The sequence below is a fragment of the Candidatus Poribacteria bacterium genome, from assembly GCA_021295755.1.
Lineage (GTDB): Bacteria > Poribacteria > WGA-4E > WGA-4E > PCPOR2b > PCPOR2b.
The window spans coordinates 857-14,672 of sequence record JAGWBT010000141.1; the positions used below are offsets into that span (position 1 = coordinate 857).

The following is a 13,816-nucleotide window of genomic DNA, read 5'->3' on the forward strand; positions in this document are numbered from 1 at the left end:
ACCTGTAGATAAGGAAAGTGAGGGTTAATCGCCGGATTCTGTGAGAGTGCAAGGTTGATACTGGTATCTGTTGGGAAGATCCAGCCTGTGAGAAATAAAGTAAGTCCTAAATCATCAGGCACGTCCTCCAAATCGAGAACGATGAAATGGGGATCAACGACACCTTGGAACGGTCCCGGTTCGTGTTCAATCGCATAGCGATAATCGACGGCTTTGAGTGCTTCGGAGACATCGTATCCATGGTGATCGAGTGCTATGCGTGGGTGATGAATCTCTTTCGTGGTGTAGATTTTGAAGTCTGGAAACGGTGGTGGCGTATATTTCTCATCAACGAAGATTTGGGTGCCTGCAGGGTGGTCTACAGCTAGCAGCTTGACCATATCGAAATAGGCGGTCTCCCATAGCTCCTCCGTAATCTGAAGCGAATAGACACCCGCTTTCGGCTGCATGAGTTCACCGGAAATTTTGACGTAATCTGCGGTTTCAGCAGCAGCGAGAAATCCCCCCGGTGTAACCATTCCAAGTGGGCTGCGCCATAGGAGGTCTGTTACGAACTGATAACCAGCACCGTCGTAGACGTAGAGGAATGGGCACGAGCCCTTCAACACCTGCTTTTCGAGGATGAGTTGGTTTGATTTGGGGGTGATGACATTTTGTGGAACGCCGTTTGTCCAGACAACCCGTAGTACATCCGCCTGTTTCTCTTTCCCCAGACCGAAATGTGTTATCGGGTCGGTAACATATTTCATTTGGTAGAGTTCGCCGGCCTTGAGTTCCACTTTTGCGCCGATGCCGTCAATGTTCTCCAGCTTCACTTGCAGCCAACTGTTTTGGTTCCCACCCTCGTTGCGTAGCGCAACCACTCCGCCATCGGAGTCGGTCAGGAACAGGTCAAGATCTCCATCGTTGTCATAATCGCCAACGGTGCCCTCACCTCCACTCCGAATCGTATTGGGCAAGACATTGGAGGCATCGGTGAAGCGTCCTGTCCCATCGTTCCGAAACAGGAAAACGCCACGTCCATCCCCCTTTTTCGGTGTACCGATAAGCCATAGATCCAAGAAACCGTCGTTGTCATAATCGAGGAAATGGGCATCTAAACCGTGCACACCTTTTGCATCGTTGAGCGTCTCTTCGTGTGAACGCCCATCGGGGGCATAGGTCCCGTCGCCGCGGTTTCGATAGAGCTGATGGGGTGTTTCGCCATCGGTTGCTAGAAACAGGTCAATATCGCCATCGTTGTCATAGTCACTGACCGCGATTGCTGTGAAAACGTGGTTTTGGGAGACACCTATTTCATCGGTCAACGCCTGCATCTTCCCCTGACGTAGATTGGTGTAGAGCGTACAGCCATTCCCATCATTTGCGATTAGCAGATCAAGATCACCATCATCGTCAAAATCACCGAGCCTTGCGTCCCGTGCGCCCGGACGTTCCGATGGGATGAACGTCTGATCGCTAACATCGCTGAAGACGCCATCGGCATTGTTGCGATACATCTCCACTCGGTTCCCTGTTGTGAAAAGATCCAGATCGCCGTCATGGTCGTAATCAACGAACAGGCTTGGTCCTCCGCCGTGGTCCTTTGAACGCTGATCTGAGGCGGGGACAGCAAAGTCCGTCATCTCGGTGAAGTTACCTGCTCCATCATTGAGAAGGAGAGTGCTTCCCTCGTCTCCGGACAGATACAGATCTGGGTCGCCATCCTTGTCTAAATCAGCAAAAGCGGCGGTGTCTCCGCGGTGTCCGACTGTAGTAGTGCGAACAAATTGTCTACCTTCATTCCGAAAGAGATTGGATTCAGCGTCTAAAACAGCGGAGGTGGTATATAGGTCGAGATTACCGTCGTTATCGTAGTCTGTCAGCAGAATTTTGGAGCGCGTCCCGTTCAGGTTGCCAAGCCCAACCTCCTGAGTCACATCGACAAAGTTCGTTCTGATTGGTAGCGTCTGTTTTGCTTTGATCCTTGCTTTGAACCCGGAACTGAAACTCTCAATCGGATGCCCCAAGATGTTCGTCACTAACTCTCCGATTCCCTGTTGGTAGCGGGGACTTCGTTTTTGAACGTTCTCAAAAATCTGGATATATCGGGCGGCTCCTTTGGTGTCGCCTTGACCTATCAAAAGCAGTCCCTGTTTCAGATACTTGAGAAACTCTTCATCGGTATCCCACAGCAGGGCATTCAACTCCATGCAAATCCGCTTCGCTTCCTCAACCTGTTCTCGTCGTAAAAATGCGTTCGCTAACTTGAGCAACACCACTACATTCGCTGGGGTTCGATCTCGCAATTCCCGCAGATGCAAAATCGCCTCATCCATTGCGTCTGGGTTGTCCCGCTGACTGAGATAGTGACGTGCCAGTTTATATCGAGTTTCAAGGTCATCCGGCGCAAGTTTCACCGCCTCCTGAATCGCTGCAACCGCTTCCGTGGCTCTGCTCCGCGATTGATAGATCTCCGCCAAAATAAAATGTAATTGACTATCCATCGGTTCGACTTCAAGCCCACGCTTAATCCATACTTCCGCTTCCTCATGCTGTTTGAGGCGTAGGTGTGCGACGGCGAGGTTGCCGTAACCGATCGATTCATCGGGTGCTAAATTGACCAAGCCCTGAAACTGCTCAATCGCTTGATGTGGTTGGGATTCTTCGAGTTACAGCCGAGACGGTTTCATCGACAGTTTGTTGGGAGTTAGCGATGGGGATGTAGATGAGGAGTAAAACGTGAAGCGTAAAACGTAAAACGGAAAGAGCGATATGTTTTAGGTTATACACCTTGTGTACAGAGAGTTTCATAGTCCCTTTTTCCAACGGTTTTCTTCTGCTACTATTTGCCTTCCAGTTCAGCACGGACGATACGGGTCCCGGCGACGAGATTTTGCAGCTTCAGACAGCACAGCCAGCGTGGGAGTTGGAAGAAACCACAGTCAGGCGAAATGCTCAATCGTTCAGGGGGGCAGTGTTGTAAAACTTGGCGGATGCGGTCGGCGACCTCTTCGGGCGGTTCTTGCCAAAAACTCTTGATGTCCACGACACCCGCCATAAAGTCGAACTGTCCCTCGAATCTGCTGTAGATATCGTGCTCAATCATTTCGCGGTTGGCAAACTCCATCGACAGGCAGTCGACGTTCATATCCAGCAATGCGGGGAACATCCAGTCGTACCGACGCTTGCCACGGGGCCGTGACCCCAAATTGCCGAAACAGATGTGTAGGTTCTTTCGCACCGAGACCCCATCAAGCGCACGATTGAGCAGTGCCACCCAATCTTCAAGTTTGCCGGGAATGATGCCGAAACTCGGTTCATCAAGTTGGACTTCAGTACACCCTTCCGCCTCAAGGGCTTTCAATTCTTGGTTGATGACTTCAGCGAATTCCCAACCAAGTTCGACACGGTCCTTATACGGGTCGCCATCCCGGATTTGGATGTGCATGGTCAATGTCAAGGGACCTGGGCAACACGCCTTGATTCGCTGTCCTTCGCCGGCATTTGCCTTCAGGAACTGGAATTCCTCCACAATACCCAAACCAGCCGGGATACGCACCCGATCCTCGATATTGTAACGTGGGACGCTATCGTACGCATACAGTCCGGTTTGACGGAGGACAGGTCGTTCAATTAATCCCTCCATCCGTCCGTAGAAGTTTTGTACGAAATACCAGCGGCGCATTTCACCGTCCGTGATGGTGTCAAGGCCGGCCTCCTTCTGGTCCAAGATTGCCAGCCGGACAGCGTCATCATAAACCTCTCTTATGTCAGTCGGTCCATACTCGCCGCGTTTTTCTGCCTCCATCGCTGTCCAAAACCAGCCCGGCATCGCATGGGAACCGATTACTGTTGTAGGAAGCAATTGTTTGTATGGCATGAGTTCTCCTTTATGAATAACGCAAGTTGCTAGACATATAGGTCAAGTTTTCATACTCGATATCTATTAGAAATAACCAAATTTAGGACACACCTGCCGCCCCTCTGGGGCTTTAGGGGATTGGTTTGCTGATGTGCTATACACCTATCGCCCCTCTGGGGCTTTGTGGGTCGGACATTTTGCCTGACCTACGGGTATAAGGGGCAATTTTATCGCGCCGCACATCACTAGCAGCTTAGGTTATGAATAAGTAAAAAATTAAAGTGTCTAAAGTGCTTAGTAAGCCTTAGAATTGCTGCTCCTAACTTTAGCACACTTTGCTTAACTTTAGCAACACTTTATCATGAGTGGCTATCAATTATCCCTTGACAATATCACCGAATTAAGATAAATTGTTCGCTGTTTACAAGGAAATTTATCCTTATTATAGTAAAGTTTAGAATTATTGATACACTTTCAATGCAGAACCAACCCCCTAAATCCCCCTTGTCAGGGGGACTTCATGTCTCCTTATTTCTCGTGTTTACTATAATTCAAAAACCTGTTGCCATTTATGGGGAAAATTCTGGAGGATTTTATGAAATTTGTTCGATACCAATCTAATGGAAATGTCAGTTACGGGACGCTTTCGGGCGACACTATTAACGAAATAGATGGCGACCCAATCACCGGATATAGCGAAACCGGGAACACCATCGCATTGGGGGATGTAGAACTGCTTGCGCCAGTCACACCGGGAAAAGTTCTAGCGGTTGGGTTGAACTATAGAAGCCATCTCGGTGGTGCGCCGGAGCCGGCGAATCCGGAGATCTTCATCAAGACGCCTACTTGCCTAAACGATCCGGAGGGCAACATTGTGCTACCGGCTGGCGACGATAACGTTCACGCGGAAGGTGAATTGGTCGTCGTTATTAAGAACCGTACGAAGGGGGCGACTCCCGAAGAAGCTGCTGCTAACATCTTAGGTGTTACCTGCGGGAACGATGTCAGTGCCCGCACATGGCAAAGCAACGATATGCAGTGGTGGCGTGCAAAAGCCTCCGATACATTTGGGCCCGTCGGTCCCGCTGTTGTGACCGGTCTCAACTACAACACACTCCAATTGGAGACACGAATTAACGGCGAGGTTGTGCAATCGCAGACCACCGCAGATCTGATTTTCCCTGTGGAGGCGGTTGTCAGTTTTGTTTCGCAGGCGATGACGCTTGAACCGGGAGATGTTATCTTCACTGGCACCCCCGGAACAACGTCGGCTTTAAGGGCTGGGGATGTGGTAGAGGTAGAGCTTGAAGGGATCGGCGTCCTGAAAAACACTGTCGTTGATGCGTAAGCTATTCCTCTGAATTGAGGAGCGTAAGGGGCAACTGAGGAAGATAAGCGAGTCGAGCTGCGTATTTCCGCAATGTAGGTGGATCTGCCAACTGAAGTTCAAGAATTGAGCGGTACGAATTATGAATGACCTGAATCCGGCAAATTCCTATTTTACTTTTCAAGACGGTTTTGTCCCGGTGAAGATACTCGCTGGCAACCATATTTTTGAGCGGCTTGCGCCGCAGCGGACGAGTATCATCTTTGGGGTGACGGAACTGCCGTGGGCTGTTGCTGCTTATCGGATTGATCAACTCATTATACAGCTAGAGCCAAATCTTGACGAAGTGGATGCAATCGCTATTGAAAATTCAGGGAAAGCCCGACTTATCCGTGATAATGCAGTTATCTACGAGTTAGATTGCATCATTCCGCCGGACATTACCGGATTGCACTCCAATTTCTTCTACCGTTGCCCCGAATGCAATGGACATGTCTACGAATGTACACACCTCCGAATCGGGCATCGGAAGGAGGACGAATCGCCCTCCTTACCGTCTGTCACTTCGGAAATCACAGTCTGTCCGGCCTGTGGCGGCAAGATCCAGCATCTCGCAAGGGGGATCAGCTTCTGCCTTGACTGCGATTGGGAGCATGGCTTGGAGCCAATCACTCGATAAAAGGGCTGACAATTAGTCTGTGAAATAACGGAGGACACCACCAGTTATGAAAATCACTCGTATCAAACTCTATATCGTCAACGTGCCTGAGCGAAAATGGTGGTGGTCTGATGACTTTTATGGTCAGCCAGCCCACCAGCGGTCTGAGCATGGCATCGCTGAAGTCGAAACGAGCGAAGGACTGACAGGACTCACGCAGATAGGACGTGGCACCCCGACGGCAACTATGGAGGAAACACTGAACGGCTGGCTCGGTCAGGATGTTTTGGAAGTCAACCTTGCCAATCTGACGACACCAATGGTGGGTGCTTTTGAACAAGCGATACTCGATCTGCGTGGTCAGGGGCTCGGTGTTCCGATCTGGAGTTTACTTGGTGGTAGACTCCGAGATCGCATTTATGTCACCCAATGTACCGGCTACAAGACGCCGCAGCATACAGCAGAGGATGCAGAGTGGGGGTGGGAACACGGCTTTCGCGCCTACAAGATGAAGTGCATCACCAGCAGAGAGACGACACCGGAGGAACGCATCCGCTATGTTGCTGACCGTATCGAATCCATCCACAAGGTCCTACCGGATATGGCGGTGCGCCCCGATATTCGCTGGCGGCTTGAGGAGGTCTGGGTGGCTCAAGAACTTGCCCGCCGCTTACAGGGGCACCGGGTGGAGAGTCTAGAGAGTCCGATAACTAAACGCGCAGCAGGTGGCACTTTTTCTGAGTGGCGTCGTCTACGGCAGACCATCCATCTGCCTGTGGGAGACCATGTCTATGACAGTGAAGATATGATCCAACGGTTTCATGCGGAGGCGCTTGATTATGCGATTGTTGGAGGTTCGACTGCTTTTGAAGCGATTAATCAGTCGCGCCTTGCCCATGAATTGGGTATGGACGGTTGGTCCCAAACGGTGGCGTACGGACCAGGGGCAGCTATGGGCTTGCATGTGGCTGCGTGCATGCCCCATCTGACTCAACCCTACGATATGGTTGGGCCCATGGCTTGGGAGGATACCTTAGTCAATGAAGATTTCCCGTTTGAAGATGGATGTTTTCTGGTGCCAGATCGTCCTGGGTTGGGATATACCCTGAATCACGATGCGGTCAAAAAGTATCTGGTGACAAAACAGGATTTTGAATGAGCTATTTCCACAATTAGCCCCATCTGAAAATAGCCTCATTCTAGACAGAAGAAGAAAGCCTATCAATGAAATCTGATGAAAAAGCCGAAAGCGGAAATCCCCCGTATTTGCGGCAGCCCTCCCTCTCGCCGGATGGCAGCAAAATCGCTTTCTGCTACGCGGGCGATGTCTGGATTGTACCCGCAGGCGGCGGAGAGGCAAGTCGCATAACATCGCACGCAAACGACGATTCACATCCAATTTTCTCTCCCGATGGAACGCAATTGGCGTTTGCATCTCAACGTACAGGTGGTGGAAATATCTACACCATCTCCCTCCAATCGAACCAACCACCGAAACGTTTGACCTATCACGACGAATCTGTACCACCAGCGTGCTGGTCCTCCGATGGGCAATGGCTGTACTTTACCTCCGATTATGATGGGATTCGAGGTGCGAGTTATAAGATTCATATTGATGGGGGCACACCAATCCAAGTTACGGGTGATCCGCGAGAGACGCACTACAATTTAGCAATCTCACCTGACGGGAAAACATTGGCTTTTAACAATAATGGATCCCAATGGTGGCGACGTGGACAGCATCCGTCTGGGCATTCTGACATCTGGATAGTCAGTGAAGCAGTTGGAGCGGACGACCACCTTCGATTGACGCAATACCTCGGCAAAAACCTGAGACCGATGTGGAACGCTGACGACACTGGGCTTTATTACCTGAGCGATCGTGACGGTGAGGAAAACATCTGGTATATGACGCTGGAAGGTGATGCGGAGGTCGAACAGCTCACTCACTTTGCTGACGGGCGGGTATTGCGTCCCTCAATTTCCGCGGATGGGCAGTGGATCGCCTTTGAACGCGGTTTTCAGATTTGGCGGTTGAATCTTAAAAGCCGAGCAGCTGAGCCGGTAGAGATTATTCTTCAGACCGACGAAAAATCGAACCCAATCCAACATCATAGCTACATCTCTGGCATCAACGAGTTTGAACTCGCCCCTGACGGTAGAAAGGTCGCCTTCATTGTTCATGGCGAGGTCTTTGCGGATTTGGCAGACAAGGGAGATAAGGTCAAAAAGGGAGGGGATTCGTTCAAGGTGACGGACACCCCTTTCCGTGAGAGCCAGTTGCAGTGGCATCCTGAAAGCGATCGCGTCGTATACATCTCGGATCGGATGGGACACAACGAAGTTTTTCAATACCACTTCAAAGAGCGGGTGGAAACCCAGCTGACGGATTCGCCGGAACAGAAATACGCGCCAAAGTTTTCTCCTGATGGGAAGTGGCTTGCTTATATTCAAGTCCCTTTGAATCTCGATACAACGGGGATCGAAGGCGAAATTTGGCTGATGGATACAGAAACCGAGGAGAAACGAGCTTTCATCACCGATCAGGCTTTTATAGGTGTGCCACAGCCAACGGAGTTTGAGTGGTCGCCGGATAGCCAGTGGTTAGCCTTTATCGCAACGGATCCCAACTTCTTCAGCAACCTCTATGTTCAGCATATTGAAGCGGATACCGCTAAACAGCTGACCTTTTTGAGTAATATCAGTACCGGTGACATCCTCTGGTCTCCCAATGGAAAATTTATCATCTTTAACACGGGCCAGTACCGTGCTGAGTCACAAATTGCGAGGGTAGATCTGAAGCCGATTCAACCGGTTTTCAAGGAAGAAGATTTCGATCGGTTGTTTCGGGAGGAAAAGCCGGATAAGCCGCAGCCGCCCGAAGCAGAGTCCGGTGAAAAAGAAGAGGCTGATTCAGGTACCGAAAACTCGAAAGAATCAGAGAACCAACAGGACGGAGAGAGTAAAGAGTCAAAGGATAAGACGCGCAAAAAGAAGATTGAGCCGGTTGAGATTGAATTTGAAGGAATTAAACATCGGCTCCGTTTCCTCACCGATTTCAAACTCAATGCCTCTGCTGAAAGCATTCGTCCCAACAGCAAAACGCTCATCTTTCGCGCCGCCATGACGGGTCAGCTAAACCTGTGGAGTATATCACTTGAGGAGGATAAATACGGTGAACTTCCGAAGCAATTGACAGGAACTGCCAACGGGAAAGGTAATGTGCATTTCATACTGAATGGGAAAAGGTTTTATTATACCGATGGGGGCCGCATTCATTCAGTAGGAATGGGCGAAGATGGTGCAAAGGAGGGAGATGCGAAGGCGTTAGATACGAGAGCAGAGGTTGAGGTCAACTTTCATCTCGAAAAGATGCAAGCCTTTGACGAAGCGTGGGGGTTGATTCGGGATGGATTCTACGACCCACAATTCCACGGTTGTGATTGGGAACAGGTACGCCAGACGTTTCGTCCGGTGGTGGAAGGGGTACAAACACAGGAGGAGTTTCGTGAACTATTGAATCTGATGGTTGGGGAATTGAACGCTTCCCATCTCGGCGCCGGGGGGCGGAGTGACAGCGCACCGGATAGCTTTCTCGGTGCAGATTTCGATCGAGAAACGTTGGAAGGAGACGGTCACTTCAAGATTTCTGAGATCATCCCCGAATCTCCACTAACAATTCCAGAGGAACCCGCACAGGTTGGAGAATATCTAGTTGCGGTTGATGGGATTCCCCTCAATAGAGGGATCAACCTACCCGAACAACTCCAGCGAAAACAGGGGAAACGGGTGACCGTGAAACTCAACGATAAACCCCAACTTGAGGGAGCCCGGGAACTGACTATCCAGCCCATTGACATCGGTCAGCACCGAAACCTCCGCTACAAGGAATGGGTGCGTTGGAATGGGACATACGTTCACGAAAAGAGCGATGGACGACTTGGATATGTCCACATCCGTGAGATGTCTTATGAAGCGTACCTTCAGTTCATCGCTGACCTTGATACCGAAACCCACGACAGAGAAGGGGTGGTGCTCGATGTCCGATTTAACCCCGGTGGACATATCGCGCCTTTTATCCTCGATGTGTTGCACCGCAGAGCCTATACCCAATCGAATTATCGTGGTTTGATCAGTACAACAGACACCAACCTCGCAGGCAATCGCATCTTGGAACAGCCTGTTATCCTGATCACCAATGAACACTCCGGGAGCAATGCAGAGATGTTCAGCGAGGGGTTCCGACAATTGGGACTTGGTAAGGTGGTTGGTATGCCCACAGCCGGTGCGGTCATCTGGACTTGGGGTTGGGGGTTACTTGATGGTACAGTCTTCCGTTTACCCCGGTTAAGGGTCACAACCTTGGAAGGTGAAAATACGGAAGGCACCGCCCGTCCGGTTGACCTCCAAGTTGACCGCGCACTTGGAGAAGCTGCGCAGGGGATAGACAGTCAACTTGATGTTGCTGTTGAGCAATTGTTAGCGCAGATCGATGAAGAGGGTGAGGACACGTAGGGCATGCTCCAATGCTGTTGATCCGTCTAGGCAACGCGAATCTACATTCCCTACTGGGCATGTTATCCTATACGAACGTCCTCCGAATAAGTTCGATTGCAAACCCAACTACCGCGACAACAAGAACAACCCGAATCCATTTATCCCCTTTCTCGACCGCCCAATGACTGCCAATCCACGCACCCGTGGCATTTCCGACAGCAAGAGTTAATCCAAGGCGCAAATCAACGTGTTTATAGAAAGCAATTAGTGCGATGATGGTGTAAAAGAATATTACAAAAACCTTGATTGCATTGGTGCGAACCAGATCGAAGCCGTTTGTGAGCGTCAAGGATGCAATGATGATGAATCCCACTCCTGCCTGAATAAATCCACCGTAAACCCCCACGAAAAAGAAAACAATCATTCCGATAATTTTACGGAATACGCTGAGGTTCGCAGTTTCACTTTCCCATTTCTTAGTTGGATTAAAAAGGGTCACAATTAGCACGGCAATCATGATGCCAGCGAGAACGCGGTTGAAGATAACGTCATCCGTTTCAACAGCAATCCGTGCACCGAACCATGCTCCGATAAGCGCGGGCAGGGTAAGGAGCACACTATAACCAAAATTAGAAACGCCTTTGCGGCGGAACCCCATAATTGCGCTGGCATTCTGGACGAACACTGCGACTCTGTTGGTGCCATTTGCTGCTGTCGCTGGGGGCAGACCGAGGAAAATTAGAACAGGGAGAGTGAGTAGTGAGCCGCCGCCGGCAACGGTGTTGAGGAAGCCAGCGAAGACACCGGTAACGAGAATTAACGGGATTTCCCAAAGATTTTCCATGTATTGTGTTTTTGCAACTCCTCTTTGGTTGGATTGAAAGACCACAGTCACGATGGTCACGATTATATCAGTTTTCATATAGTTGATCCAGCGAAAAATTGAGAACTTTCAACAAAAATTGCATAGGTTGACTTATCTAGAGATGGTGTGTTAAATTAAAAGTGCCTATTTTGGATTCACCCACTCGGGGTGAGTGGAATAGAACTCCCTTACTCAACGAATTCTTCGCTAATCCGTTGTTTTTAGAACAGGAGGAGAGAAATATGTTAGCCGTTAAAGCACTGGGCCATGTGGGAATCTACTGTACTGATCTGCAACGGTCCAAAGATTTTTACACCCGCATCTTAGGACTTACAGTTACCGACGAAGACCCTGATGGTAACATCACCTTTCTTAGTGCACAGCCGGACGAGGAACACCATGAAGTCGCCCTCTGTCCGGGCAGGGACGTACCAGCGGGGGCAAAGGTTATTCAACAGGTGTCTTTCATCGTGGAAGATTTACCAACCCTGAAGCAATTTTATCATCGACTGAAACAGGAGGGAGTGCGTTTCCGCAGTATCGTCAGCCACGGTATCGCCCTTGCTATTTACTGCTACGATCATGCGAAGACACCGTACAAGGTAGCGCAACCGCTCTCTGAACCGGTCGATTTGGAGCTATCGGACGAGGAATTGCTCGCCATCGCTGAAGGGGGCGCATAGTCATAAGATCGCTACAACAAGGAGAGGGTTATGAGCTTAAAATATTCGTCCACAATTGCAGGTATTGTACAAAAACTAGAAACCCGAGATCCGCTGCCACCGCTCGCTCCAAGCGAAGAGTGGGACAGCGAACTCACCCATCGAATTGAGAGCCTATCGCTAGAAACGCTCTTTGATGGACAATCAATTAAGGATTCAACGATGGGATACGCTATGCAGAGCGGGTTGCTGCTCTGGAACGATGCGCTTGATGCGTCGCACACAATCTCGCAGGGTATCGAAAGTGGAACGGGCAGCTATTGGCACGGCATTATGCACCGCCGCGAGCCAGACTATAGCAACGCAAAGTACTGGTTTAGGCGCGTTGGGGGTCATCCCACCTTTCCTGTACTCCGGGAACGAGCGTTAGTGCTGCTTCAATCAGGTTCAACGGAATCGGACTCGCTCGCGGATTATGCCAAGGCGATTCGGGAAACAGAAGACTGGGACGCCTTTCGATTCGTTGACTGGTGTCAGGCTGCGGCTGGGGATGGGTCAACGCCGGAACCAGTAAAAGTGTTTTTACAAGCTGTACAAGTTGAAGAGATTAAACTATTGATAAATTATTCCTATCAGCAAGCGCTCACTCAATAAAAGTGACGCAGCTGCGCTGTGTCATCGGAACCGAGTGGACGTTCCTAATAAAATCGAACAGGAGGTATTATCATGCGTTCTCACAATGACTTCCGGCACTACTCCTTACTCATCGTGGTCGGTTACCTACTCGCGACGTTTTGCATCTCTTCCGTTGATGCGGCTTCGATCAAAACCGGTTACAAATATCAAGAGATCAAGCGACTCCATAAAATGGCCCTCCAAGACAGTGAACCGGCAGGACTCAATATGCTGATTCAGAAATCGCGTGCGTTTATCGCGGAGCATCCGAAATACAAACGGATTGATCAGGTCTACTACATCTTTGGCAACGCGCTGACCAAAGCAGGAAATGCTGAGGAGGCGGTTAAGGCTTATCAGCAACTTGTGGAAAATTATCCAAAAGCCACTTATTTCGCGCCTGCTCTGCTGGAGATGGGATTGGCTTACGACAAGCTCGGTCAGCACGACAAAGCGGATGCGGCGTATCATCAATTGGTTGAACACCCAAAATACGGTTCGCACGGGTCTGCGAAGACCGCGAAGCGGTTGCTAACACTAGAAAAGGAGAACCGTACCGGCGAGATTCCCGCCAGAGCTCCACGCATAGGTCAACCGGATGCGCTGGTCGGCAAAAAAGCAATTGATTTCAATGTGAAAGACCTTGACGGCAATGATCTGTCGCTGGAGCAATATCGCGGCAATGTAATTCTGCTTGACTTCTGGGCGGTCTGGTGCGGACCGTGCATCGCTGAAATGCCTAACGTAAAGCAGGTATACGAGAAATATAAGGATGACAATTTCCAAATCATTGGCATTAGCCTTGATGACAGTCGGGCTGCACTGGTGGGCTACCTAGAAAAGGAGGGAATTACCTGGCCCCAGGTTTTTGATGGAAACGGTTGGCAGAATCAGGTGGCGAAGATGTACGGTATCCGTGCTATTCCACAGATGTACCTCATTGATGGCGAAGGCGTGGTTCGCAAGTCAGACGTGCGGGGGCACGCTCTTGAACCGGCGGTCGCTGAACTAGTTCGAGAAAACAACGCGAAATTGCAGGGCGACAAGCCGGCTGGGAAGTAGCGTCGCCGAGATCTGTGGATGCTAGGTGAATCAACACCCTCAATAGTTTATGGAAATCAGAAGCGCTTACCTATCTTCAAGACGCGCAATGAATTGCGCTACTACAAGCGCCCGTTCGTAGTGGGGTGATTCATCGCTCGTCGGAGATATATTACTCTAGTTGTTATCTAACCTACACCTATTGACAATTCATTTGACACGATTGAAGTTGACTCACCCATTCCAA

At 50.1% G+C, this 13,816-nt stretch carries 11 protein-coding genes; 7 read left to right on the plus strand and 4 right to left on the minus strand.

The window, feature by feature from the left end:
- The 3 genes from J4G02_18270 to J4G02_18280 form a co-directional block, all read right to left on the minus strand.
- On the minus strand, positions 1–2,606 hold a 2,606-nt coding region (locus J4G02_18270; protein ID MCE2396481.1), incomplete at its 3' end, for a VCBS repeat-containing protein.
- 13 nt (positions 2,607–2,619) lie between these two features.
- Positions 2,620–2,793 (minus strand): hypothetical protein, encoded by a 174-nt coding sequence (locus J4G02_18275; GenBank protein ID MCE2396482.1) that lies wholly within the window; start codon positions 2,791–2,793, stop codon positions 2,620–2,622.
- A gap of 31 nt (positions 2,794–2,824) precedes the next feature.
- A complete protein-coding gene (locus J4G02_18280) occupies positions 2,825–3,862 on the minus strand; it encodes a cobalamin-independent methionine synthase II family protein (protein ID MCE2396483.1) in 1,038 nt (345 codons plus the stop codon).
- A gap of 577 nt (positions 3,863–4,439) precedes the next feature.
- Between J4G02_18280 and J4G02_18285 the strand changes: the two genes are divergently transcribed.
- From J4G02_18285 to J4G02_18300, 4 genes are all read left to right on the plus strand, one after another.
- Complete coding sequence (locus J4G02_18285) at positions 4,440–5,192, plus strand: fumarylacetoacetate hydrolase family protein (GenBank protein MCE2396484.1); 753 nt, start codon at positions 4,440–4,442, stop codon at positions 5,190–5,192.
- Positions 5,193–5,313: 121 nt separating this feature from the next.
- On the plus strand, positions 5,314–5,850 hold the full coding sequence (locus J4G02_18290; protein ID MCE2396485.1) for a hypothetical protein: 537 nt from the start codon (positions 5,314–5,316) through the stop codon (positions 5,848–5,850).
- 46 nt (positions 5,851–5,896) lie between these two features.
- The gene (locus J4G02_18295) at positions 5,897–6,988 is read left to right on the plus strand and encodes a hypothetical protein (protein ID MCE2396486.1); all 1,092 of its coding nucleotides are present in this window, start codon (positions 5,897–5,899) and stop codon (positions 6,986–6,988) included.
- 65 nt (positions 6,989–7,053) lie between these two features.
- Positions 7,054–10,344, plus strand: coding sequence for a PD40 domain-containing protein (locus tag J4G02_18300; protein ID MCE2396487.1), 3,291 nt, complete (start codon positions 7,054–7,056; stop codon positions 10,342–10,344).
- Positions 10,345–10,411: 67 nt separating this feature from the next.
- On the opposite strand, the gene J4G02_18305 is transcribed toward J4G02_18300, so the two are convergent.
- A complete protein-coding gene (locus J4G02_18305) occupies positions 10,412–11,170 on the minus strand; it encodes a sulfite exporter TauE/SafE family protein (protein MCE2396488.1) in 759 nt (252 codons plus the stop codon).
- Between the two features lie 263 nt (positions 11,171–11,433).
- Between J4G02_18305 and J4G02_18310 the strand changes: the two genes are divergently transcribed.
- From J4G02_18310 to J4G02_18320, 3 genes are all read left to right on the plus strand, one after another.
- Positions 11,434–11,874, plus strand: coding sequence for a VOC family protein (locus tag J4G02_18310; GenBank protein MCE2396489.1), 441 nt, complete (start codon positions 11,434–11,436; stop codon positions 11,872–11,874).
- A gap of 30 nt (positions 11,875–11,904) precedes the next feature.
- Complete coding sequence (locus J4G02_18315) at positions 11,905–12,507, plus strand: hypothetical protein (GenBank protein MCE2396490.1); 603 nt, start codon at positions 11,905–11,907, stop codon at positions 12,505–12,507.
- A 72-nt stretch (positions 12,508–12,579) separates the two neighbouring features.
- Positions 12,580–13,590, plus strand: a complete 1,011-nt coding sequence (locus tag J4G02_18320) for a redoxin domain-containing protein (protein MCE2396491.1) — start codon at positions 12,580–12,582, stop codon at positions 13,588–13,590.
- Positions 13,591–13,816 lie beyond the last annotated feature (226 nt).